The 26,609-nt window shown below is 36.9% G+C and carries 16 protein-coding genes and 2 pseudogenes; 13 read left to right on the top strand and 5 right to left on the bottom strand.

The genetic code is table 11. The features are described 5' to 3' along the window. The first annotated feature begins 2 nt into the window (after positions 1 to 2). Both AAHJ11_RS04590 and AAHJ11_RS04585 read left to right on the top strand, forming a co-directional pair. Complete coding sequence (locus AAHJ11_RS04590; protein ID WP_320979435.1) at positions 3 to 1,433, top strand: class I SAM-dependent DNA methyltransferase; 1,431 nt, start codon at positions 3 to 5, stop codon at positions 1,431 to 1,433. Next, entirely contained in the window at positions 1,433 to 2,800 is a 1,368-nt protein-coding gene (locus AAHJ11_RS04585) for a restriction endonuclease subunit S (protein ID WP_413579128.1), read from the top strand. The genes AAHJ11_RS04590 and AAHJ11_RS04585 overlap by 1 nt, the downstream gene beginning before the upstream one ends. Here the strand turns inward: AAHJ11_RS04585 and AAHJ11_RS04580 are convergent. After that, positions 2,795 to 3,322 (bottom strand): restriction endonuclease subunit S, encoded by a 528-nt coding sequence (locus AAHJ11_RS04580; RefSeq protein ID WP_413579127.1) that lies wholly within the window; start codon positions 3,320 to 3,322, stop codon positions 2,795 to 2,797. The two genes, AAHJ11_RS04585 and AAHJ11_RS04580, sit on opposite strands and share 6 nt — an antisense overlap. 6 nt (positions 3,323 to 3,328) lie before the next feature. Between AAHJ11_RS04580 and AAHJ11_RS04575 the strand changes: the two genes are divergently transcribed. Beyond that, positions 3,329 to 4,132 carry a tyrosine-type recombinase/integrase gene (locus tag AAHJ11_RS04575; protein WP_148364495.1) on the top strand — a complete coding sequence of 268 codons (804 nt, stop codon included), beginning with the start codon at positions 3,329 to 3,331 and terminating at the stop codon, positions 4,130 to 4,132. A gap of 29 nt (positions 4,133 to 4,161) precedes the next feature. Here the strand turns inward: AAHJ11_RS04575 and AAHJ11_RS04570 are convergent, their stop codons facing one another. Then, complete coding sequence (locus AAHJ11_RS04570; RefSeq protein ID WP_413579269.1) at positions 4,162 to 5,358, bottom strand: restriction endonuclease subunit S; 1,197 nt, start codon at positions 5,356 to 5,358, stop codon at positions 4,162 to 4,164. 357 nt (positions 5,359 to 5,715) lie between these two features. Here AAHJ11_RS04570 and AAHJ11_RS04565 point away from each other — a divergent pair, with 357 nt between their 5' ends. The 10 genes from AAHJ11_RS04565 (at position 5,716) to AAHJ11_RS04520 (ending at position 21,112) form a co-directional block, all read left to right on the top strand. Next, entirely contained in the window at positions 5,716 to 8,052 is a 2,337-nt protein-coding gene (locus tag AAHJ11_RS04565; protein ID WP_320979125.1) for an AAA family ATPase, read from the top strand. After that, the gene (gene mcrC / locus AAHJ11_RS04560; protein ID WP_195649211.1) at positions 8,049 to 9,095 is read left to right on the top strand and encodes a 5-methylcytosine-specific restriction endonuclease system specificity protein McrC; all 1,047 of its coding nucleotides are present in this window, start codon (positions 8,049 to 8,051) and stop codon (positions 9,093 to 9,095) included. The genes AAHJ11_RS04565 and mcrC overlap by 4 nt, the downstream gene beginning before the upstream one ends. 162 nt (positions 9,096 to 9,257) lie before the next feature. Beyond that, positions 9,258 to 9,800, top strand: coding sequence for an RNA polymerase sigma-70 factor (locus AAHJ11_RS04555; RefSeq protein ID WP_148364498.1), 543 nt, complete (start codon positions 9,258 to 9,260; stop codon positions 9,798 to 9,800). Between the two features lie 58 nt (positions 9,801 to 9,858). After that, on the top strand, positions 9,859 to 10,854 hold the full coding sequence (locus tag AAHJ11_RS04550) for a FecR family protein (RefSeq protein ID WP_320979127.1): 996 nt from the start codon (positions 9,859 to 9,861) through the stop codon (positions 10,852 to 10,854). 127 nt (positions 10,855 to 10,981) lie between these two features. After that, positions 10,982 to 11,929 (top strand): glycosyl hydrolase family 18 protein, encoded by a 948-nt coding sequence (locus AAHJ11_RS04545; RefSeq protein WP_320979356.1) that lies wholly within the window; start codon positions 10,982 to 10,984, stop codon positions 11,927 to 11,929. Between the two features lie 264 nt (positions 11,930 to 12,193). Next, on the top strand, positions 12,194 to 15,535 hold the full coding sequence (locus AAHJ11_RS04540; RefSeq protein WP_320979355.1) for a TonB-dependent receptor: 3,342 nt from the start codon (positions 12,194 to 12,196) through the stop codon (positions 15,533 to 15,535). A 19-nt stretch (positions 15,536 to 15,554) separates the two neighbouring features. After that, entirely contained in the window at positions 15,555 to 17,162 is a 1,608-nt protein-coding gene (locus tag AAHJ11_RS04535) for a RagB/SusD family nutrient uptake outer membrane protein (protein ID WP_320979354.1), read from the top strand. A 43-nt stretch (positions 17,163 to 17,205) separates the two neighbouring features. Continuing rightward, positions 17,206 to 18,156: a glycoside hydrolase family 18 gene (locus tag AAHJ11_RS04530; protein WP_195649217.1), complete on the top strand. Its 951-nt coding sequence runs from the start codon at positions 17,206 to 17,208 to the stop codon at positions 18,154 to 18,156. A gap of 12 nt (positions 18,157 to 18,168) precedes the next feature. Further along, entirely contained in the window at positions 18,169 to 19,830 is a 1,662-nt protein-coding gene (locus tag AAHJ11_RS04525) for a BT_3987 domain-containing protein (RefSeq protein ID WP_320979353.1), read from the top strand. 31 nt (positions 19,831 to 19,861) lie between these two features. Continuing rightward, the gene (locus tag AAHJ11_RS04520; RefSeq protein ID WP_195649219.1) at positions 19,862 to 21,112 is read left to right on the top strand and encodes a DUF1735 and LamG domain-containing protein; all 1,251 of its coding nucleotides are present in this window, start codon (positions 19,862 to 19,864) and stop codon (positions 21,110 to 21,112) included. Positions 21,113 to 21,949: 837 nt separating this feature from the next. Here AAHJ11_RS04520 and AAHJ11_RS04515 read toward each other — a convergent pair. The 3 genes and pseudogenes from AAHJ11_RS04515 to AAHJ11_RS04505 all read right to left on the bottom strand — a co-directional run. Then, positions 21,950 to 22,096: pseudogene (locus AAHJ11_RS04515) on the bottom strand (type I restriction enzyme endonuclease domain-containing protein); the annotation flags it as partial. Between the two features lies 1 nt (position 22,097). Beyond that, positions 22,098 to 23,173: pseudogene (locus tag AAHJ11_RS04510) on the bottom strand (PDDEXK nuclease domain-containing protein). Positions 23,174 to 23,640: 467 nt separating this feature from the next. Then, on the bottom strand, positions 23,641 to 26,418 hold the full coding sequence (locus AAHJ11_RS04505) for an AAA domain-containing protein (protein WP_413579125.1): 2,778 nt from the start codon (positions 26,416 to 26,418) through the stop codon (positions 23,641 to 23,643). Positions 26,419 to 26,609 lie beyond the last annotated feature (191 nt).

The raw sequence follows: 26,609 nt of genomic DNA, 5'->3' as shown, positions 1-26,609 counted from the left end.
ATATGGCAAAATCAAATTCGAATGAGCAAGGTCTGACTAAAAAGGTCTGGACACTTGCCACTACGTTAGCGGGTCAAGGTATTGGATTTACCGATTATATAACCCAACTGACTTATTTGTTATTTCTGAAAATGGATGATGAAAACGTTAAATTGCTTGACGAAGAATCAGCCATACCTGAAGGATATCGTTGGGAAAACTTGATAGAATTAGATGGTCTTGATTTGATAGGTCAGTATGAAAATACATTGAAAATACTGAGTGAGCAGGATAATCTAATTGGTACTATCTATACGAAAGCTCAAAATAAAATAGATAAGCCTGTATATTTGAAGAAGGTCATAACAATGATTAATGAGGAGCAATGGCTTATAATGGATGGTGATGTTAAGGGGGCTATTTATGAAAGTATTTTAGAGAAGAATGGACAAGATAAAAAGAGTGGAGCAGGTCAGTATTTTACTCCTCGTTCTCTTATATCGGCAATGGTTGATGTAACGCGTCCTCAGATTGGGGAAACGGTTTGTGACCCGGCTTGTGGAACTGGTGGCTTTCTTTTGGCAGCTTATGACTACATGAAAAAACAATCACAAGACAAAGGCAAACGGGATTTTTTGCGGAATAAAGCTCTGCATGGTTCGGATAATACTCCTTTGGTTGTTACATTAGCTTCGATGAACTTGTATCTTCATGGTGTTGGTACTGACCGAAGCCCTATTATATGTCAGGACTCTTTAGAAAAAGAACCTGATATATTAGTGAATGTTATTCTTGCTAATCCGCCTTTTGGAACCCGTCCTTCTGGTTCTGTCGACATTAATCGAAGTGATTTTTATGTTGAAACGAAAAATAATCAATTGAATTTCTTACAGCATATAATGCTTTCGCTCAAAACAGGCGGACGTGCAGCGGTCGTTTTACCTGATAACGTACTGTTTGAAGGGGGCGCTGGAGAAGTGATTCGTAAGAAACTACTTTCAGAATTTAATTTGCATACTATCTTGCGTTTACCGACAGGTATATTTTATGCTCAAGGTGTAAAAGCTAATGTGTTATTTTTTACAAAAGGTAGTAGTACGAAGGATATTTGGTTTTATGATTATCGTACAGATATAAAGCATACATTGGCTACTAATCCAATGCAAAGGCATCATCTTGATGATTTCGTTTCGTGTTATCATGCGGAGGATATAAATGCTCGTGTAGAAATATATAATGCTGAGACTAATCCCAATGGACGTTGGCGTAAATATACTTGTGATGAAGTAATAACTCGTGACAAAACCAACCTTGATTTGTCGTGGATAAAACAGGGCGGAGATGAAGTAGACTATTCATTATCAGAATTGATGGATATTATCAAAGAGAAAAGTGACAACATAAGTAAAGCGGTGGCTGAGCTTCAAAAATTAATGGCAAATATCGAGGACTAATGGACACAAAGAAACTACGACAGAAAATATTAGACCTCGCTATTAGAGGAAAACTTGTTCCACAAGACCCTAATGATGAACCCGCATCTGTTTTACTTGAACGTATTAGGGAAGAGAAAGAACGTTTGATAAAGGAGGGGAAGATTAAGAGAAGTAAGAAAACGGCTTCTTCTGATACGTACCATTATGAGAATGTACCGTTTGAGGTGCCGGAGGGATGGGTGTGGTGCAAATTGGAAAATATTACTGTTCTTATCGAAGATTGCCCTCATACAACAGCCAAAGATGAAGGAAAGGGATACCCTTTGGTGCGTACCCCTAATATCGGTGAAGGACAATTACTTTTAGATGGTGTACATCGAGTTTCTAAGGAAGTTTATGACAAAAGAAATGTAAGGGCAGTTCCTCAAGTTGATGATATAATATACGCAAGAGAAGCACCTGCTGGAAATGTTGCTGTTATCAGAGAGAATGAGCAGGTTTGTTTGGGGCAGAGAACTGTTTTGATTCGCCCAATGAATACACTTATTGATTCCGTATGGCTTACATACACCATGCTTGCTCCTTATTCGAAAAATCATCTGACAAGTAAGGCTACCGGTTCAACTGTAACCCATGTGAATATGGCGAGTATTAGACCTTTTGACTTACCATTGCCTCCCCTTTCAGAACAGCATCGCATTGTGGCAGAAATAAAAAGGTGGTTTGCTTTGATTGACCAAATCGAACAAGGAAAAGCAGATCTACAAACTATCATTAAACAAACCAAGAGCAAAATCCTCGGCCTTGCCATTCATGGAAAACTCGTGCCACAAGCCCCAAATGACGAACCTGCCATCGAGCTATTGAAACGCATAAATCCCGACTTCACACCTTGTGATAACGGGCATTATACGCAGTTGCCTGATGGATGGACAGTTTGCAGGCTTGAACAAATTACAAATTATGAACAACCTACCGCTTATATTGTAAACTCAACAACTTATGATGATTCCTATTCAACACCAGTTTTAACAGCAGGTAAATCATTTATTATCGGTTACACCAACGAGACTGCTGGTATATATTCAAATCTTCCTTGTATAATCTTTGATGATTTTACAACTGATTCAAAAAAAGTTGATTTCCCCTTTAAGGTAAAATCATCAGCAATGAAGATTCTAAAAATACACAAGGATATTGAAATTAATTATGTGACAATGTTTATGAGCATTACCAGATTGGTAGGTGACACTCATAAACGATATTGGATTTCCGAATACTCAAAATTAGAAATACCCATACCACCAAAGGCTGAACAAAAACGAATAGTTTATGCAGTCCGTGAAATATTTACACAATTAGATTTGATAATGGAGAGTTTATAGGCTCTCCATTATCAAATCCAAAGACATAAAAGCCTTATTTATAGTCTCTACAATCCTTTGTTGCTCTTTGTAAGGTGGAATTGGTACTTCTATCGCTTTGAATAGTTTCTTGTTCAAGTGAGGAATAGCAGAACCCACCTTGTTTTCTCGTAATATCCTCCTATGTAAGTTGATAACTTGTAATACATACCTGCTATTCATATGCTCGTTGATAAACAACTGTTTAAAAGTGCTACCTTGATAACCTTCGATTGGAGTTCTGAATACTTCACCCGAGTTTTCTCCATCAACTAAAATCAAAAGAGATTTTGTAGCTACATATTTGCCGGAAGTCAAAGTTTTGGCATCACGCTCACCACGCAAATATTTGACATCAAGATTTACTCGTTCTATACCATTTTGCTTATCACCATCAATCAACGAACATAGTATTTGCATGGGTGCAATTGTCCATCCATCAGGCAACTGCGTATAATGCCCGATATATTCTATTATATTGTTGCCGTATTCATTATAAATCAATATAATATGGTAACAAAATTCAAAAGCTATCTCGCCAAAACTAATTTGGCAAAAAACACTGTTACATCGTATGTGTGGACAGTACAGTATTTCCTCAATCATTATGGAGAAGTAAACAAAAAGAACCTTTTAACATATAAAGGGTATCTGGTGGAGAACTTCAAGCCGCAAACGGTAAATCTACGATTGCAAGGTATCAACAAGTATTTGGAATTTACAAAACAGGAGAAACTGAAGGTAAAGTTTGTCAAAGTGCAACAGAAGAACTTTTTGGAAAACGTCATTAGCGATGCAGACTACAAATTTCTAAAAACACGCTTAAAAACCGATGGTTATAATGAGTGGTATTTTATCGTATGGTTTATGGCTGCCACAGGCGCACGTGTCAGTGAATTGCTTCACATCAAAGCTGAGCATGTACATGTTGGTCATCTTGATCTTTACAGTAAAGGTGGAAAAATACGTCGTTTATATATTCCGAAAAATTTGCGTACAGAAGCTACGAAATGGCTCAAAGAAAAAGGCCTTATTTCTGGCTATATATTCTTGAACCGATTTGGAGAACGTATTACAACACGTGGCATAGCCCAACAACTGAAACATTTTGCGGAAAAATACGGAATGAATAAGGAAGTGGTTTATCCTCATTCATTCCGTCATCGTTTTGCCAAGAACTTCCTTGACCGATTCAATGACCTTGCCCTACTTGCCGACCTTATGGGACATGAAAGTATTGAAACTACTCGTATCTATCTTCGTCGAACAGCCAGTGAACAGCAAAAAATTGTGGACAAAGTAGTAAATTGGTAAATTTTATCTATTCTTAGAAGTGTAATTAATTACACTTCTAAGTTTTTTTGAATATCATCAAGGGATGAAAAAAGTTTTTCCATCTTTTGAACGATGCGTTGTTGCTCGTTGATAGGGGGGAGTGGAAAATACATATCATTAAAGTCTGTAATATTAAATCCTGTTTGAGCCGTCCTTGAAATTTCTTTTAGTTTTCCTTGATATAGGTCAGATAAATAATAATAGTATGCAAACTCCTTGTATATGAGATTTTCAAATTTAAAGATAACTTTTGCCATTGCCACATTATAAGCCCCTTGTTCAGCATAAAACACTTTTCCTAAAGAACCACCATAACGTGCTAATAATATATCTCCTTTTTTGGTTTGTTTTGAAGCAAGATTAATTGGGATATAAACAGGTACAGGAGACTCTCCATAATCTCTAATCTGATAAAGTCTAATGCAATTTGGTTTAGGTATAGTTTCAAAATAACTCTTCGCAGGTTGTGATCCTCCAGATATATCTAAGATAGAATTATGACTACACCATATCCATGTCTTAGGTATTTTATAAGGTAACTTCCCACTATGCCCGTTATCACAAGGTGTGAAGTCGGGATTTATGCGCTTCAACTGTTCAATGGCAGATTCGTCATTCGGGTCTTGAGGCACGAGTTTGCCGTGAATGGCGAGGTCAAGGATTTTACCCTTAATTTGCTTGATAGTTGTCTGTAAATCGGTTTTTCCTTGCTCTATTTGGTCAATCAAAGCAAACCAATGTTCAATCTCTTCTACGATACGGTATTGTTCAGATAATGGAGGTAATGGTACTATCAACTTCTTAAATTTATCAAAATCTATACTATCAACGGTAGTACCATCTTTATGATAATCTTTAAGAATCACCTGCTCTTGAGCTTTTATCACATAATACAAGTATGTGTGGATATGTGATAAAACACATGAAATCGCCTTTACATCTTGATTAACGGTCGCTTCTGTATCTAAAATTGCAATGGGGAATGTATGACGTAATATTCCACTTCTTGTCACTATTAATAATGTGCCTTTACCGTAAATTGTCATTTGATCTAATGCTGCATCGGAAATCTTCAACAAGGAATCTGCTATATGAGCAAACTTCATGTCTTTTGATGTTATCCATAAATGCTTAGCATTATTCCAATACTTTCTGTTATCCATTGAGGGCGTTTTTCCTCCCCCAAAAGTAGCTAAATCATCCAAAGAACAAATAGTCCAACCTTTCGGCAAATATTTGTTCTCATAATGGTACTTATGTGGTTTTAAAGTAATAAACAAAAGTGGTTTATTGCATGACTATTATTAATAGCGACAATATTATTTTGTGTAATATAGATAGTAGGTATATTTCGATAAAAAACACAGGTGTTTACTATATTAAAATAACTATTCTGTATCTTTGTGACTTAAAAAGTAATTCATGGGCAGGTGATTTTGTTTTTATAAAGGTGTTTGTTCTGTTGTAGGGTGATTTTGATTACATTGTTGAAAGAATTGGACATGATAAAATAAGGCATTGGAAGGTGAATTAATGAAGAAAAGTTCTAATACTATTTGAGTATGATTGACAGAAGACAGATATATCAAGATTTTCAAGCTGCTTTTCCGAAAGAGCATCTTGTAGAAATGACACTTACGCAATATACAAATCTCGAAAGACAGAATTCATTTTGTTATTGGGTTGAATCTAAAACATATGATTTAGGTTCTATTTGGGGTGGCTCTTCTTATAAGTTTGGTATTTATGAATATAGAAACAAACCCAATAAGAATGATTCTCGTATTGTTAGCAATGATAAGTATGCTTGGTATAACAAATATGATAAACAGACTGCTGATGAAGCATTTGCTATTGTCAGAAGTACTATATTTAAAATAGCAGAACATGCAGGCAAAGGTGAATTGGAAGCAATAGAAAAAATAGATGAGTTGGGTGATGCTTACAAATGGAAAATAGCGTTCTTATATTCAGATGAGACTCTAATACCAGTATATAAGCGTGATATGTTGGTTAAGTTGGCTCGTTATTTGGGGATGTCTGTCACAAATAAAACTAAAATCTCTGATTTGCAAAGGTTCCTGATAGAACAGAAAGGCGAAAAAGACCTTTTCGAATTTTATGATGAGTTACTAAATATTGTAAATGAATTAGATAGTTCAAATATGGGACATAAGATTTGGTTATATGCTCCGGGAGAAAATGCATCTAAGTGGGATGTGTGTTTATCTCAAAACATAATGTGTATTGGTTGGGATGATATGGGTAACCTTTTGGAATACTCTTCTAAGAAAGAAATGGCAGCTAAATTGCAGGATATATATGGCAAGCCAGGGGCTTCGTTTAAAAATGATAGTTTGGCATTATGGGAGTTTGCTCATGAGATGCAAGTGGGCGATATTGTTATAGTCAAGAAAGGTCAGAATCAAATAATAGGGCGGGGTACTGTGGAAAGTGACTATGCTTTTGATGGTTCTTTTCCTGATTTTAAGAATGTTCGTAAAATGCAATGGACGAATGTCGGAGAATGGGAGACAGTAGGTAAGAATGTCCAAAAAACTTTGACCGATATAACCAAGCAGCCGGATTATGTGAAATCTTTGGAGAAGCTATTTGAAAATAAATCTCAAAAACAATATTGGTGGCTTGTGGCTAGTCCTAAGATATGGAGCTTTTCGAAAACTCCGGTTGGCGAAATACAAGACTATACTCTTTATAATGATAGTGGAAACCAACGAAGGGTATTTCAAAATTTTATTGATGCAAAAGAAGGAGATGTTGTTATTGGCTATGAAGCTACTCCTGTTAAACAGGTGGTAGCTATTGCAGAAATAGCCAAATCTGCTGATGGACAAAAAATATATTTCAAAAAGACTGAAAGTTTATTGAATCCTGTTGATTATTCAGTTATAAAGGATATACCGGAATTAAGTGGTATGGAATTCCTAAAGAATAAGAACGGCTCATTTTTCAAACTGACAAAAGACGAGTATAACATATTGATGAAATTAATACGTGGCGGAAATCCTATGCATAATCCTCAATATTCCGAAACAAATTTTTTGGATAATGTATTTATAAAATCAGAAGAGTATAACAAATTGAGAAGCCTGTTGTTGGCAAAGAAAAATGTCATATTACAAGGCGCTCCGGGTGTTGGTAAAACGTATTCGGCAAAACGCTTAGCTTACTCTATTATAGGAGAAGAAGATAGAACTAAAATAGAGTTCATTCAATTTCATCAGAATTATTCCTACGAGGATTTTGTGATGGGGTATAAGCCAAAAGAAGATGGTGGTTTTGAGCTTAGACGAGGGGTATTCTATAATTTTTGCCGGAAAGCCCAAAGTGATCCGGATAAGAAGTATTTCTTTATTATTGATGAAATTAATAGAGGAAATATGAGTAAGATTTTTGGTGAGTTACTGATGCTTATTGAAAACGATTATCGGGGCGAAAAACATCAAATCCGTCTTGCATATAATGATGAGTATTTTTCTGTTCCGGAGAATCTTTATATCATAGGTATGATGAATACGGCAGACCGTAGCCTAGCTATGATTGACTATGCTTTACGTCGTCGGTTCAGTTTCTTTGATATGGTGCCGGGATTTGATTCGGATGGTTTCAAAAAGTATCAGGAGAATCTTGCTTGTGAAGCCTTTAATAGGGTAATTGATGCCATCAAAGCTCTGAATGTTGAGATTGCTAAAGATGATTCACTCGGAAAAGGCTTTTGTATCGGTCATAGTTATTTTTGTAATCAGGAATCTATTGATAATATGTGGCTTGGAAATGTGATTGAATATGATATTGCCCCTATGTTACGCGAATATTGGTTTGACAATGATAAGAAATTCAAAGAAGAAACAGACAAATTATTGAGCCTGATAAAATGACAATAGACAAAGGTATATTCATTCGCAATATCTATTATATGTTGACTTATGCTTTTCAAGAGCTTAAGCAGAACAACTATGAAGAAATAGCAGGTGAAGAATTTGACGAGATTCATGATTTATTTGCTGAAATTCTAGTTCGTGGTATTTCGTATCAACTTAAGCAGGGGTTACATAAAGAATATATTTCCTGTCATGGTTCATTATCTACGTTGAAGGGTAAGCTTGATATAAATGGTACTATCAATAATTTGATGCGAAAACAACAGAAAATAGATTGTGAGTATGATGAATTATCAGAGAATAACAAGTTTAATCAGATATTAAAGACGACTGTTCAATTCTTGCTGAAACATCCGAAAGTCAAATCGGACAGGAAAGCTTCGTTGAAGCGTCTTATGCTTTTCTTTAGCAATGTAGAAGTTATTGATATTCTGACAATAAACTGGACTATTATGCGCTTTGATAGAAATTGCAAGACTTATCAGATGCTTCTATATGTTTGTTATTTCATTCTCGACGGGATGTTGATGACTACGGAAAGGGGTACGTATAAAATGAGGGATTTTTCCGATGAACATATGTGTAGACTTTATGAGAAGTTTGTTTTGGAATATTACCGAAAGCATTATCCGGAATTAAAAGCAAAAGCTACTCAAATAGACTGGAATATTGATAAAGAACAGTCTACTTCCAACATTCTTCCTATAATGCGGACGGATATAACGTTGACATTTAAAGAGAGAACATTGATTATTGATACCAAATATTATAGTAAATCAATGCAATGTCAATTTGACAAGAGAACTATTCATTCTAATAACCTGTATCAAATCCATTCTTATATAATGAATTATGATGTTAATCATACTGGGAATGTGGATGGAATGTTGCTGTATGCCAAGACAGAAGAAGATATAACACCTGATGGACAGACGACATTTAGGGATGGGAATATCATATATTACCGGACACTTGATCTGAATCAGGATTTCGAGAATATCAAGAAACAATTGGATGGATTTCTAGTACATGGTCTATAACTATTATTGGTATAATACTTCGCTTACCATGATATAACAAAGAAATCATACTCTATCTAATTGTATGGTAATATTTTATTAAAAATAAAATCATTATTACTTTTAATTCTAGATAAGTTATTCTATCTTTGTAAGGTAACACAAACAAAAGTGTAATCTTATATGAATCAAGACCATTGTTTAGTAGAACAGTTTGAAATGATATTTAGAACTCATTTCTCTTCAGTGAAGTTTTTTATCAATATGTTTCTTAAATCGGAAGCAGATGCGGAAGATTTGGCTCAAGATGTATTTACCAAATTATGGACTAATTTTGAGACGTGGCAAAATAATGATGGAAAAGAAGGGTATATATACGCTATGGCAAAAAATGTAGCATTTGATTTTATCAAACACAAAAGACTGGAAAATGATTATCGGGAGGAACAAATAAAGAAAAGTAAAATTAAGGATTTGTTAGGCCTTTCGGATCCGTTAAATTCGCTTTATTATAAAGAAATACAACTAATAATAAGAATGGCTCTTGAAAACTTTCCTGAACGTCGCAGAAAGATTTTTGAGATGAGCCGTTTCAATAATATGAGCAATCAGGAGATTGCATTATCCTTACATCTTTCTGTTCGTACAATAGAGCATCAGATATATTTGTCGCTTCAAGTTTTAAAGAGAATCATTTTAATTTTATTTTTCCTGTATTTTCTTTAAGTAGCTGGAATGTTTCAATCGTTATATATGAAATTCCGAAATCTAATATAACGATAACATGAAGAACTATTTTCAGAAAATATTATCCCTTTTTGCCCGACATAATTATTCGGAACAAACAAATCAAATGTTTTACAGGTGGTTGGTTAATGATGAATATGAAAAAGAAAAGGATGAAGCATTACAGGAGTTCTATTCAGAAGCAAGAAAAAAAGGAAAAATCTTCGATGTGGAAGAATCACTGGAGCGTTGGAGATCGGATAACAATCTTGCTCATGTAAAACCTCAACAAAAGTCTGATAACAACCTGTTTATGCGATGGTGGCAATCTGTAGCAATTGTATTATTAATAGTATCTATTTCTTTAGGATATCTGCTTTGTAAGTCAGAAAAAGATGACTCAGGAATAATTCAGCAATGCATATCGGGCACTCAGATGAAGACATTTTTTTTGCCTGACGGAAGTCGGGTAAGCATGAATTCGAGTAGTATGCTATTATATCCCGAACATTTTACTGGAAAGTATCGTAGTGTTTTTCTAATTGGAGAAGCCAATTTTAAGGTAAAAACGAATAAAGAGAAACCATTTATTGTCAAAACCAATGATTTTCAAGTAACAGCTTTAGGAACCGAATTTAATGTTTCTGCATATACCTCAGACGAGAATATTTTTACAACTCTGATAACAGGAAGTGTTCTTGTGGAATTCGCTGATTTGACTAAAAAGATATTGCTTAAACCAAATGAACAATTGGGGTATAATAGGAAGAGCCGTCAAGATACTCTGACTTATCCTGATATGAAAGATGTGACAGCATGGCAAAAAGGTGGGTTGGTATTTAATCGGAAAACTATAACGGAGATTATAACGATATTGGAACGTAAGTACGATTGTAAGTTCTTTTATAATCAGCATAGCTTAAAGAATGATCGTTATAGTTTCAGGTTTAAGGATAATCCACCTTTGTCTGAAGTTATGGATGTCATTGTTGATGTAGCAGGAGATTTATATTTTAAGATAGAACACGATAAATGCTATATTATGCAGAAATAATTTTGATATTAGAAAGTTAAAGCGGTGGAAGGTATGTCGAATAACTAAAACGGAGAAAGGAGGAATTATTAAACTTTTAGAACGCATTACCTAAGCGAAATAGTAACCATATAAAAAGTAATACTATATGAAAAATTTGAAATACTTCTTGTTGCTCGTTGTAGCAATGGTGACAGGAACTTTGATCACAAGTTGTAGTAATGATGACTACATGGCAGAAACACAACAACAAGGTATTTCGCCAGCTACTCGCAGCGTCAGCGACAAGATGCCGAAGTTGACTACTTATATTGAAACTAATGATGTAAATCCTCTAAATGCAGGAGAGTACTATTTTACAGGTACGGATCCGCAAGAGCAGGTGATTGATAATGTGATTCTGTTCGCTTCTAATATTCGGGGTACGGCTAGTACTGTTCAATTATATCATAATAATAATCAGTCTCATATATTGACCAATGCCGGTACGCTTATCGCTCCTTTACAACAGAAAGGTATCAGAGTCTCTTTAGGGCTGTTGGGTGATCACACCGGAGTGGGTTTCTGTAACTTGACACCGGCCATGATTGAAAGTTTTGCACAACAGATTGCCGCTTGTGTTAAGCAATACAATTTAGATGGTGTGGATTTTGACGATGAATATGCAGACTATTGGAAGGCACCTTCTAATTTGCCTTCACCAAGTACTACGATTTTTGGAAATCTTGTAAAAAGAGTGTGTCAGTTGTTGCCTGATAAACTGATTACAGTATTCAGTTTTGGTGGTTATACAAATTTTGATGCGACTACAATGAATGCCATTAGTTACATGTGGCCTGATTTCGGGGCGGATTGGAGTACTCCGGTCGGATTAGGGAATAGCAAATGGGCAAAGATGTCAATACACTGTACGGATGGTAGACCAAGTGCAGGTGTGATACAAAGTAGCGCTGCAAATTATAGTGGCTATGGCGCCATTATGATGTTCAATCTACGCGAGTCCGGTCAAACAAGCTTAATGAATAACTTTGCTTCAAGAGTTTGGGGAGGCAAGACCGTATCTCGTACGACGACTATCTATGCGAAGAATTATTAAGATATCAGGACGCTCCATGTGAATGAATTGAAGACTGGAAGTGATAGACTTTCAGAGAAGGACACTTCCGGTCTTTTATAAATTAACCTGAATATACAAACTGCAGATGCCTTTCATTTGTTGATAGGCACTGCCTAATAATAAAGATATATGTGAAAAAGTATCTATGCCAGGAATCTTTCTGCCTTGGATATGAAATCGAAAATTAAAACAGATAGACATGTGTTGCGAATAAAAAAGTTAGCAAACTAATACTTAAAATTCATGTTACACAGTTATACATTGAAAAATGATAAGAAGGCAAAAAGGATAAGATTTGTGTTGTTTTTATTTATGGTTGTAATACAAGCTACAGCTTTTGCCCAAAGTGGTATGAAAATTACTATTCAAAAAGAAAATATAACTGTTATTGAAGCACTGAAAGAAGTGGAAAAGCAATCAAAGCTTTCGGTAGGATATAACGATTCGCAATTAATTGATAAACCGGCTATCAATCTCAATTTGAAAAATATTGATTTGGAAAAAGCCCTCTCGATTATCCTTAAAGGAACAGGATTTTCTTATGGAATTAAAAGAAATTATATTAATATTATTCCTCAGCCAAAGACTGGAACTGTGGTTATCAAACAGATTACAGGTAGGGTTGTTGATGAGAATAATGAACCGCTGATAGGAGTAAATATACGGGTAGAAGGGACTGATGATGGAACTGTCACAGATTTGGATGGTAAGTACGTCATAAAAGCTTCTATAGGTAGTATACTAAGTTTTACTTATATTGGTTATATTTCGTCTTATGTAAAAATAGCAGATAAGAATGTATACAATATACAAATGTCTGCTAATGTAGAGTCGCTAAATGAAGTCGTTGTGACTGCCTTGGGTATCAAGAGGGAACAAAAGGCTCTGAGTTACAATGTGCAACAGGTAAAATCTGACCAGTTGACAAATGTCAAGGATGCAAATTTTATTAATAGCCTGAATGGTAAAGTCGCAGGAGTTAATATCAACAGTAGTTCTTCAGGAGTAGGTGGAGCTAGTAAGGTGGTGATGCGTGGTACAAAGTCGATTGAACAAAGTAGTAATGCATTGTATGTTATCGATGGTATTCCCATGTTTAATTTCGGAGGTGGCGGTAGTATGGAGAATGGCTCACAGGGAGTGACTGAAAGCATTGCCGACATCAACCCGGATGACATTGAAAGCATCTCTGTGTTGACCGGAGCGGCCGCAGCTGCCCTTTATGGAAGTAATGCGGCAAATGGAGCCATTGTTATTAATACGAAACGTGGCAAGGTTGGTAAATTGCAGGTTTCTGTATCCAGTAATACAGAATTCGCTAAGCCATTCGTACTTCCACGTTTTCAAAATCGCTATGGTACAGGCAGTTCGGGAAAAACTGGTAATTCTACTACGTTGAGTTGGGGGACTTTATTAAATGACGCCTCTCGTAGAAACTATGAACCACGTGATTTCTTTGATACGGGGATAACTTATACCAATTCCGTTACATTATCAACGGGAACAGATAAGAATCAGACTTTCTTTTCTGCTGCTGCGGTTAATTCGGAAGGGATTGTACCGAACAACCGTTACAACCGTTTTAATTTTACCTTCCGTAACACTACAAACTTTCTGAATGACAGGATGAAGCTTGATGTAGGTGCAAGTTATATTATTCAGAATGACCGCAATATGACTAATCAAGGTGCTTACTCAAATCCGATAGTTCCTGTTTATTTGTTTCCACGTGGCGACGACTTTAATTTGATAAAAGTGTTCGAACGTTGGGATCCGGCCCGTAAGATTAAAACCATGTTTTGGCCTCAAGGGGAAGGAGACTTGCGGATGCAGAATCCTTATTGGATCGCTTATCGCAATTTACGGACGAATGACAAGAAGCGTTATATGCTGTCTGCCTCTTTAAGTTATGATATTACAGACTGGCTGAATATTTCAGGGCGTGTTCGGGTTGATAATTCCAGTACCAAATATGAACAAAAATTATATGCAAGTTCCAATACTACTCTTACTGAAGGTAGTGCACAGGGATTTTATGCTATATCTAAACCTGACGAAACACAAGTGTATGCTGATGCGTTGGCAAATATAAATAAACGTTTGGGTGATTATTCTATTGTGGTCAATATCGGGACGAGCATCGTAGATAATAAGTATGACGAATTGAGTTATCGTGGACCGATACGCGCCAATGGTATTCCCAATGTTTTTAATGTGTTTGATCTTGACAATACGCAGAAGAAAGCACGTCAGGATGAATGGGAAGAGCAGACGCAGTCTATATTTGCCAGTGCTGAAGTAGGGTGGAAGAGTATGCTTTATCTTACGCTGACCGGACGTAATGACTGGGCGTCACAGTTGGCAAACTCATCTTCTACTTGTTTCTTTTACCCGTCAATTGGATTTTCGGCTGTCATCTCTGAGATGGTGAAACTACCTTCTTTCGTGGATTATCTGAAGGTACGTGGTTCGTTTAGTTCGGTAGGTATGCCTTATCCTCGTAACTTGACATCGCCTACTTTTGAGTATGACGAAACTACTCAAACGTGGAAGCCGAAAACACATTATCCTATTGGTGACCTTAAACCTGAACGGACCGATTCGTGGGAATTAGGCTTGGATATGCGGCTTTTCAAGGACTTTAATCTTAGTTTGTCATGGTATTTGGCTAATACATTTAATCAGACGTTCGACCCGAAAATTTCCGTATCATCCGGATATACTACCATTTACCTTCAAACAGGATATGTACGTAACCAAGGAGTGGAGCTTTCGCTTGGTTATGGACATACATGGAAGAAAGATTTTCGTTGGCAAAGTAATTTTACATTAAGTCATAACAAGAACAAAATTATAGAATTGGTAAAGGACTATATACATCCGGAGACTGGTGAGCCTATAAATAAAGATCGGCTGGATGTAGGCGGACTCGGAAAAGCCAGATTCATCTTGAAAACAGGAGGTTCGCTGGGTGACCTTTACACACAGTCTGATTTGAAGCGGGATGACAATGGAATGGTAGAAATTTCTCCTGCGGGTACATTAGTAACAGTGAATAATCGACCTGATATTAAATTAGGAAGTGTTTTCCCTAAATGTAATTTGGCATGGAACAATCAGTTTTCATGGAAAGGGTTTAATATCAGTGCTTTAGTTACTGCGCGTATAGGCGGTATTGTTTATTCGGCTACTGCAGCAGCTATGGATCAATATGGGGTGTCTGAAAGTTCGGCGGTTGCCCGTGATAATGGTGGGGTATTAGTGAATGGACGTAATAGGGTGGATGCGCAGACATGGTTCACGGCTATCGGTTCACAAAGTGGTTTGCCACAGTATTATACTTATAGTGCTACCAATATTCGATTGCAGGAGGCGGCTATCGGTTACACGCTTCCACGTAAATGGTTGCATGATGTATGCAATATTCAGTTGTCTGTTGTGGGACGCAATCTCTGTATGATTTATAATAAAGCTCCTTTTGATCCGGAAGCCGTTGCAACGACAGGCAACTATTATCAAGGGATCGACTTTTTCATGTTGCCGAGTACCCGTAATGTCGGTTTGAATGTGAAAATCAACTTTTAACAGATAAAAAGTAGTTACTATGAAATATATAACATCTATCATAAAATTGTTTTCACTAGCACTATTGTCTATTGTCGGTTACGCTTGTACGAATAATTTCGATAAAATCAACCGGAAGGATTATCAGGTTGATAAAGAAGAGTTGGGTCGTGAAAGTTATAACGTAGGCGCCAGTCTTAAAGGATTACAAGGGTTGGTGATTCCTACGGAAGAACATCTCTATCAGTTTGTTGAAGCACTTGGCGCAGGTGCGTTTGCCGGTTACATTGGTTGTATTGTAGAATGGACGGCTAAGTTTGAAACCTATAATCCGCCAATAGATTGGCAAGAAGCTCCTTTTTCAGATTTAGTCACCCGCACTTATCCGTTTTATCGGGACTTGTTGGATAAAACAGACGATCCTGTGGCGTTGGCACTGGGAAAACTGTTTCGTGTAGTCATCATGCAACGTGTGACGGATATGTACGGTCCGATTCCTTATTCAAAAATCATTTCTAAAACAGGTAAGGTTTCTCTTACCGTACCTTATGATTCGCAGGAAGAGGTATATAAGCAAATGTTTAGTGAATTGGACGAAGTGAGTGATGTCCTTAGGGATAATCTCAATTTGAGTGCGGAAGCTTTTCGTAAATTTGATGATGTATATCAAGGCAATCTTTCCAAATGGCTCAAATTTACTAATTCACTCAAATTGCGTATGGCCATGCGCTTGACTTATGTACCGGAAATGCAGGCGGAAATACAACGAATAGCCGAAGAAGCTGTAACGGCAGGCGTAATGACGGAAATAATTGATAACGCTTTCTTGAAAGTGGAAGAAAATAGGGTAGCCATGATTTTTAATGACTGGAATGACCAGCGTGCGGGGGCTGATATTATCTCATATATGAATGGTTATAAAGATCCGCGTCGGGAAAAGATGTTCACTACAGTGAAAATGACTGTATATGATGAAAACTTCCAACCGCAAGAGGTTGATGGATATGCGGGTATTCGTATTGGCATTGATGTGACTACCAAGGATGAGATGGTAAATGCATACAGCATACCGATTATCAGCAGTACCAGTCCTTTTTTATGGATGAATGCCGCAGAAATCACTTTCTTACGTGCCGAAGGTGCCTTGCGAGGTTGGAATATGGGTGGGGAAGCTAAAGATTTATATAATATGGCGATAGCCCTTTCTTTTGAACAATATGGTCTGTCGGGCTCTGAAACCTATGCGGAGAATTCGACTGACACTCCGGAAGCGTACAATGATCCGACATTTGCCTATACTGATTGGGAAGGTCCGAGAAGTACTATTACTATTGCTTGGGAAGATGGTGCGGATAATTTTGAACGTAATCTTGAACGTATCATCACTCAAAAATGGATTGCTAATTTTCCTTTGGGTGTTAAGTCATGGAGCGAACTCCGCCGTACAGGATATCCTCATCTTATGCCGGTTATAGAAAACAAAAGTGGTGGTAGCATCAGTTCTGAGCATATGATCCGTCGTTTGTGGTATCCGCCTACAGAATATACTGAAAATCTTTCGAATATCAATTTGGCGATAGGTATGTTGGGAGGTCCTGACAATGGGGGAACGAGATTGTGGTGGGATAAGAAATCTTATCTCAATTGATGAGAGAGTTTGAATACGAATAAAAGAATGAAAAAGAATTTATATGAAAACAATAATATATAAACAATTCATTTATGGTTTTCTGTTTTTAACGGCTTTTTTATTGCCTGTTGCTTGTGATGACTGGAATGAACCTGAAATTGTAGATATTGATATTAATAGTGCGAAAGAACAGAATCCGGAACTATGGGCGCGTTATATGCAGGCATTACGTACTTACAAACAAAGTGAACATTACTTATCATATGCGCACTTTGATAATTCTCCGGAAAAATCGCTAAATGAAGGTAGTTATCTTCGGTCATTGCCGGATTCGTTGGATATTGTGACCTTGGGTAATTCTCATCAAATCTCTGATTATGATCGGGAGGATATCCCTCTATTGCAGGAAAAGAGTATCCGTGTGCTTTATTTGATAGATTATGTAGCTCACGCCTCTTCCTTAACGGATATGACGGCATTAAACAGTTGGTTGGATAAAGAAATTGCTACGTCGGCCGAACTCAATCTGGACGGATTTGCTTTTACCGGTCTTCCGCTCTATAATGGAACTGATGCTGAATTGGCATCGTATAAAGAGAAATCACGACTGATTGTTTCTAAATTATCTACTGCTACGGGACAGGATAAATTATTGGTATTGGAAGGAAACCCGGCTTTCGTTGATGAAGCAGACTTTGACAAATTGAATTATATTGTGTTGAATACTGCAGAGTTGACTAATGTTACCGATTTGAAATTGCAGGTGACGGGGATTCTTGCCAATAGTTTATTGTTTAAAGATAAATTATTGTTATCTGTTCAAATGGGCGGACAAGTAATTGATGAGACTGGTGTAAAACAAGAGGCTGTAACTTTAATGACTGACCGTGTGATTGCTCTTGGTCCATTAGCTGGATTGGGTATTTATGCTATAGGCAATGATTATTATAGTCCGATAAGGAATTACGGGATTACACGAACGGCTATTCAACTAATGAACCCATCGAAATAAAAAAGAATCAATATGAAAAAGAATCTTATCATACATTTTATATTAGTATTGTTACTGAAAATAGGAGTAACAGGGTGTACCGAAGAGACTATCTTAATGAATGCGGACAGAATGCCTGACGAGACGGCTATGGATAATATTGCAGGTGCCCTGCGTAACACAACTACATTGACTAATAAAGCATTTATTGAGTTGGCGGAAGGGGACGAATCTGTCACAGAGGAAATATTCTATTCACTGTCACAATCAGCCAGAAGCAGGTTGACTGCGACAGCCGTTGTAAGCGAAAAGCTTGTAGAAGATTATAATAAGGAAAACGATTCCAAATTGAATACATTGCCGGTTGAGAATGTGCGGTTCGAAAATAGTGGAGTTCTTTCAATAGATGCTGGAGAACAAAAATCTGCCAAAATCAAATTTACTATATCCACAGCCGGACTGAATACTGATACTCCATATCTTTTGCCATTAACTATGGAAGAAATACCTGCAGGAGTAAAAGTGGATACTAAGAAACAGGTGCTTTATTATATTGTGAATATTCGAAAAAGAATAACGACTTGTTATCCTAATAACCATTATGAACAAATAGATATGCCGTCAATGTTACCTGATGCATTTGTTGTTTTCTATGTGAATACTTCAACTTATCAACCGTTGATAGCTGACGTTTATGGAATTCAAAAAATTAATCAGATGGATTATACTCAAACTTTACATAATATAGGTAGTATCGTGAATCTGCGAATTGTGACAATGGACTATGAGCCTGCAACAGGACGTGCACTGCTCAATTTGAGTAGTGACATACGTGATGTGTTGGAAAAGGCGGATAAGTTTATTCGTCCGCTTCAGGAACACGGACGTAAAGTATGTCTTAGCATTGAAAATGGTAATAAAGGATTTGGCTTTTGTAATTTAACCGATATGCAGCTTGCAGATTTTGTTCAACAGGTGAAAAATGTGGTAGAACTTTATCGTTTGGATGGAATAAATCTTTGGGATAAGGTGAGTACTTATAGCAAGGAAGGTATGTTTGCTATGAATACAGCCTCTTATCCTAAACTCATTAAAGCATTACGGGATGCACTTCCTGAAAAGTTGCTGACAGTTGTTGATAAAGGAGAAGCTACTGAATATTTTTATGATGTAAATCGATGTGGCGGCATTGAGGTAGGTAAGTATATAGACTATGCGTGGCATGCGTATGATAGTGGAAAAGAAGTGATACAGATTATAGAACCATGGGACGCAGAGCATCCTTATAGTGAATATACTCGTAAACCTATTATAGGGTTGGCACCGGAATGTTATGGAAGTCTGGTTATTCCATTATATGAAAAAGGAGAAAATCCTTTGAGAGATAAATCGCAATATAGGATGGTGGATTGGAAAATGAATAAGCGTAAGAAAAATAATATTGTTGTATATGCGTTTGATCTTACAGCCAATGAGCAAAATATGTATGAAGGAATGGTGAACGATATCGCGATAGGAGATGGCATTAACGCTATGATGGATGATGGTGCTTATTGGGGGCAATCCATCTATCCTCCTTATGATTGGGGATTTATTTCCGGTGAGTATTCTTATACTTATAAACCGTTGGACTGGCTTTTGCGCCAGATGTATAATGTGTATTCAAAAGGATGGGTACGTCCGTCCGGAATGTGAGAAATAAAATGAATCTTAAAACTAAGATATAATGAGTCTGATAATTCAAAACAAGAATATAATGAAAATAAGTAATAATTGTTTGGTCATGGTTTTCCTGTTATTAATAACAGGTTGTGACAACAAAGATTATACTAAGGAATCTCCTTTTGGTAATAGTGTATATATTGATGTGGCGAAAGTGAAGGATATAGCTAATTTTACATTTAATAATCTTAAACAGGATGGACAGCAACAGATTTCTGCTGTACTGGCATATCCTGCCGAGCAGGATATAGATGTCAGCTTTCGGACAGATCCTTCATTGATAAGTTATTATAATGCACGTTTAGGGAATAATTATGCAATGTTGGATGCTAAGTATTATAAGTTTTCTACCCAGCACGTTGTCATTCCTAAAGGAAATGTAGATTCAGAAATGGTCACTATTGAATTTTCCAACTTGATAGATTTGGATATTGACACTAGCTTTCTATTACCTGTTACTATTGGAGAAGCATCAGGAGGGATGAGTATACTGGACGGATCTAAAAATATCTGTTACATAGTGCGTCGTTCCAGTGCAATAACTACTGCGGTCAGTCTTGCTAACAATTATTTTGAGATACCGGGATTTGTTGCTGGTAGTCCTACTGCTAATGTAGTAAACGGATTGAAGCAACTTACTTTCGAAGCTGTTGTTCGAGTGAATAGATTTGATCCTCTTACTGAAATCTCATCCATTATGGGTATTGAGCAATATTGTTTGTTACGTTTTGGTGATTCTGGCTTTCCTAGACAGCAATTGCAATTCGCGGCTAATGAAATGAAATTCCCAAATGCCAATGACAGTAAACTGTTGCAACCTGGTGAGTGGTATCATGTTGCCGTTACTTATGACACGGAGACAAAAGCTGCTATTATGTATGTAGATGGTAAAGAGCAGAGCCGCATTGACGATTACGGAAATGGGGAAGCCATAAATCTTGGAAAACAGAAGAAAGGAGACTTTATGTTTAAGATAGGACACTCTTATGGCGAACCCGACGATATGAGTCGGCAATTAAATGGTGAGATTTGCGAAGTACGTATATGGAATGTGATTCGTTCACAGGAAGAAATTTACAGGAATATGTATGATGTTGATCCCCAAACTACTGGTTTGAAAGCTTACTGGAAGTTCAACGAAGGTAAAGGAAATAACATTGCAAGAGACTTGACCGGTAATGGAAATGATGCTGTGGCTTATACAACTGCTGTATGGCCGGAGGGGATTGAAGTGTCGCAGAAAAATAAAGAATAGCTTTCGGGAATAATATCTTGAAATGAAATTGGTGCAAAAATCACCTTTGTTACATTGTGTTTCAAAGGTGATTTTTTTGTTTAGATTCAATTCTTCAAAATGTCAGGTCATTTTATTTTAGGCGGTATATAATGTGCATTTGCTATAAGAATAATGCTTGGTGTTTTGGTTTTCTCGGATTTTATGTTCACCTTTGTATTGCATTACAATATTTAAGTCGTTTATATGTCTTAGGAGATCCTTAGTTGTCGTCAGTTGCAGGTATATATACTTTGCAATTAATGATAGTACGGCTCTGTGTTCCTCGTGTGGTAGGTTAATTACCCCACTCATATCCTAGGCTGCGGCTAATAGATTTGTAATGCGGCGGGGAATCAGGGTCGTATCTTTTTATTGAGATTTTTATATACCATTCTGCATTATTTTATAATAAAACATTGATTTTATTGGCTTTATAAGGAATTTGTCTTATCTTTGTAGGGCATTACATGTCTATTTTGCCGACTGGAAGCCAAGGAGCCTTTAGTCGTAAACGACTACGAACATATTAAAAATGTGTTCGTAGTTTCGCGATATTACGGTTCTGTTCCCGTGTGGAGGGTTAATGCCCCCACTGTATCCTAGGCTTCGGCATAGATATGTAATGCAACGGGTCAGCAGGACCGTATTTTTTATAATTGATTTAGAAAGCTTGACTCTGTAAATACCTTGTAAATGGGAAAATTTAGTAATACAAATATTATTGTATTTGCTGTTTGGTTCAGCAGCTATGGTGTATGAACTGCTTTCAGGAAACTCATATTTCTTCGGGGCTTTCTGTTAAAGAGGTTCTGAATCATCATTATCCGTCCATTGTTCGCATTGACGAATGACTGTTTCCAAAGCATTAGCAGCTTCCTCGGGCGGATATTTATATTTCTTCAGCAACCGCTTTATCATTTTGCGCATTCCGGCTCTGGCAGATTCTTTTTTCTGCCAGTCAATGTTAGTTATCTCTTAATTTAGCTTCTATCTCTTCAATGGTAGGCATGGTACCTTCCACTTTTTCGGGATAGAACTTCTCCAGATCATATTCGGAAATACCCAAAGGTTGGCTGCTCGACTCCAAAGCATACTGAGCTTGTATGCGGTCTTTCTCTTTGCAAATCAGTAAGCCGATGGTGGGGTTATCTCGTCCTTCCTTACGCAGCAAATGATTGCAAGCTACCACATATCCACCTAATTGACCGATGTCGGCAAAAGCAAATTTACCGATCTTTACCTCTACCACTACATAGCAGGAAAGCGAAAGATTATAAAAGAGCAAGTCGATAAAGTTTTCCGTTTCGCCTATTTCTAAACGATATTCTTTGCCCACATAAGCGAAACCTGTACCCAGTTCAATCAGGAATCGGGTAATGTTATTCAGTAGAGCATCTTTGAGCAATCGTTCATTGTAAGCCCAGTTATACCCGTGAAAGCAAAATTGTAGGGATCTTTGGTCAACTCCTGTGCAAGGTCGCTCATCGCATCAGGCAATGTTTTTGTAAAGTTAGTCAGTGCCTTGCCCTGCCGCTCATAAAGGTCGGTGCTAATGAAATTGAGCAGCATGCTACGACTCCAGCCATTCTCCACCGTCTGGTGAACATAGAACAGAGCTTTGTCTATATCGTCTTTCACTTTATCCATTATCAAGCAATGGTGTCTCCATGGGACTTCAAATATTCCACCAACTTGGTGGAATAATTCCGTTTCATTTTTTCCACCAAGTTGGTGGAAAGTTTTCAGAGCATCCTTGTATAACAAATAAAACTTCCTACAATAGTAAATATTGCTCTTTGATAAACCAGCCGCATTGGGTATGGCTTCACGTAAATCTTTGCTTAATTGAGTGATAACACTTTCGCCCCAGCGTTCTTCTACGTGCAATTCAACAATGTCACGACCTAAAAGCCAGTTGAATTTCAACTGTTCCACATTTACTTTCACCGCTGCCTTTATTTGGCTTTGACGATAGCGACCGCAAAGGTTTTTCACCCATTGCAGATATTCTTTATCAAGTATGTTTATTGACTTGTTCATCGTAATCTATAATACTTCAGTTGCGTTAATTTTTAGTTCTCCTGACATCAGCTTCGGGAGAAGTGTGTCGCGTAGAATTGTTAACCTAATACTTTCCTGTTCATTTCTTAGTATTTGGTCGAAATACGATTTATTTATCTGTCTATTTTTGTAAAACAGATGATTCTTATTGTTATATGTATTGTATCTTATCCGCATTTTAATTAATGTATTTACGATGAGATAGTTTTTTGTCATTGTGATTAATGTTTATTTATGTACTCACTTTAAGTTCTCAGAAACTTTTAATGAGGTTGATGCAAAAGTAGAAAATAATTTCCATAGTGTTGTCGTACTTTAAATGAGAAGTAAATGTAGGCATTATTATTGATGTAATTGTTATAGTTGGAGTAAAATTTATTCTTTTGGTCGTTAGAATATGCAGAAACTCCTATTCTAACAAAAAAATATGATTTGCAATGAGCATTCTAATGCAAGTTTAATACTTCGCTTAACTTATCTCCAATAATTTTTTTCTCATTACTACCAATAGTAGACAATCTCACCAACGGGATTCCGTACAACTCTAAAATACGATCCTTTTTAATATCACGTTCTGACTGACTCGTCCCCGATCTATGGAATGTATAACCATCCGTCTCAATAGCCAATACCGGTTGTTTGCTCACACGATTATAAATCAGAAAGTCAATATGAGTGTTTATATTTGCAGCATATTTGCTTTCCTCTTCATTCAACAGAGAATAATCCTGAATCAACATATAGAGTGGTAAATGGCAAATGATATTCAAATGACGCATATTGATATTTTCTTTCAGGATATCTTCGAGTAAGGCAAATGTAAGATTCTCGGAATCGTATTCGGATATTTTTTTGTGCTTCTTCAAATAGGCAATTCGTACATCTGTATATTGCTCATATAGGTAATCGAATATGGAATGAATCTTACTGGTGGAAACAGTGCCATTGTTATATTCGATATAAGCGATCAAATCGCTGATATTGCAGTCTTTGGGTTGTTCGTTTCCCGATACTACTAAGTAGAATTGTGACTTAGCCCGCGAAACAGCAACATTGAGCAGGTTTGGATCGTCGGAAAAGGAAGTGATGACATCGTCGACAGTGGTCATAATGATAGCATCCTTTTCTCTTCCCTGAAATTTATGGACTGTTGCGACATCAATATCCTCTTCAAGTGCGGATTTTACTGCATCTACTTGTTTGTTATATGGAGCTATGACGCCAATTTCATCTGTTTCATAAGATAGATTCGGTAGTACTTCCTCTTTGATAACATCTATTTCCCGTTGATTCATGTGACTGCGGGAGTGATTACCTTTGGCTGTCCGTATGGCACAAATGACATCCTCTTCTCCTTTATCACGTGTCATGATGACGAGATCTCCACCATAAAATTTCTGATTACAGAAGTTGATGATTCGGGGATGGCATCGATAATGTTCCCGTAACAAGGTCTGCGGTACATTTGGAATAACTTTGCAGATGGATTGCAAAAAACTCATATTGGCACAATCATATTCCGGCTTAATCAGGCAGGCATTAGCGATAAAGTTTAGCTTTTCCTTATCTTCTTCTGTGACTACATTGGGGAGTTGCATGGTGTCGCCGACAATGATTGCATTTTTAGCACATGACAAGGCTAAAGCTCCGGTTTCAACGGAAACCTGCGACGCTTCGTCCATAATGATATAATCATATACAGCATCTCGCTGTAGACTGCTTAATGATGAAAAGGTTGTACTTAAGATAATAGGGTATTCTTTTTGTACCTCTCGCCAATTATTTCTTAGATCAGGGAGCGTAAAGATGGGTTTGTCATGATTATTGCCATAGGTGTGAAATAACTGATTCTTTAGATATTTCATTGATGTATCAGCCATTTGTCTAGCCATTTCTGCTGCATCTTTGTTGGCAAGTTCCTTTTCTAATGTGTCTATTTCAACTTCCAGTTCTGCATACTTTGTTTGGTAGAATAAGATTTGGAAGTCGGCGATAATCAAACTCATCTCCCGTTTATAAAAACCTTTATCGGGGATTTTACAAATCGCTCTGCTCCTGAATTTAAAGAATAACCATTTCAACCGTTGAATAAAAGCTGCTATTCCCCGAAGACTTGATGATTGTTCTTTTTCTGCAAATTGCTGACATTCATTCCATAAATTCAGAAGGTCTGCCGAGCTGGAACTCTTTCGTTGTTTGAGAGTAATTTCTTTTGTTCCGAACTCTTGCAGATAATGTTGCCACTCTATTTTTAAAGCTTGTATTTCCTGTCTTGCCATGGCAAGGCGTTCCTGTTTGGAAAATATGCTTTTGAGTTCTTCTGTCTGATGATGTATCTGATTGAGAAATTGAGGTTGGTCGGCATCCGCATCATGCCATGACTCAAAGTTCTCCGGATATTGTTTTGCCTCTTCTTGAGTCTCGATGAATTTCTCTTTGTTAGCTGTGCTGCCAAGCAATGCAACAATGAAACCCATATCGTATTTGGATAACTTCTCAAGTACATTGACGATGGCGGAGTTATTATTAGATACTACCTGAACAGTCTTACCACGCACAAGGATATTGGCAATGATGTTCAGAATCGTTTGTGTCTTTCCGGTTCCCGGAGGTCCTTGCACAACACTGATTTGATTCTCAAAAGCTGCCTGAACTGCTTTTTGTTGGCTTGCATTACAGCCGAAAGGAAAAATCAAGGTTGAGGCAGTCTGGGTCTGCATTTTATATTTTTGAGGATTCAGATATACAGCAATAGCTCTGTTGTTTGCGATGAAATGAATCTTTTCATATTGTTTTGCTAATAGCTTCGTTCCGTCATCAGCTTTCAATTCATTCGCATCGGCAACTTTCTTCAAATATTCGAATATGCTTTTCGAACGACTCTCTCCCAAGCATGATTCGATAATTTCTAAGTCCTTTTCTCTGTAATCATACTCTTTGCCATTCTGAAAACGAATGTGCCAATAGCAGCGTGAACCGGCTTTAAAAATAGATAAGGCTTTAATGTTTGATAAAGTTCTCCCTTTACTGATTATTTGATAATTATTGGGGTCCGGTTTGTCCGGATCAGTCAGCCAAAGGACATTTTCTTCTTTGTAAGTATACGCACTGGGAACATTCCGGAATATTACTTTATAGTTGCCATTATGATTCTGGCAGCTTTCTATTTCAGGAGTCTTGATTTGACCTTTTATAATAATCAGATTTTCGGAGGTATCTATCATAGGCTTGTGTGTAAATATAATAAGTCGTGCTGCTGTTCTTATTTATTATTTTGGATATAAAAGTAAGAATATTTTCCAGAATATCAAAACCGAAGTCGAAAAAACAGTGAATGACTTTATTCAGTTTTGTATTGTTATAAATATAGAGTGAGATTTGGTTTGGGGGTATTGAACGTGATAAAAGAGATTTG

It is taken from the genome of Bacteroides sp. 90-K9/2 (assembly GCF_047310725.1).
GTDB classification, from domain to species: domain Bacteria; phylum Bacteroidota; class Bacteroidia; order Bacteroidales; family Bacteroidaceae; genus Bacteroides; species Bacteroides vicugnae.
This window is presented reverse-complemented; position numbering and strand designations above follow the sequence as displayed.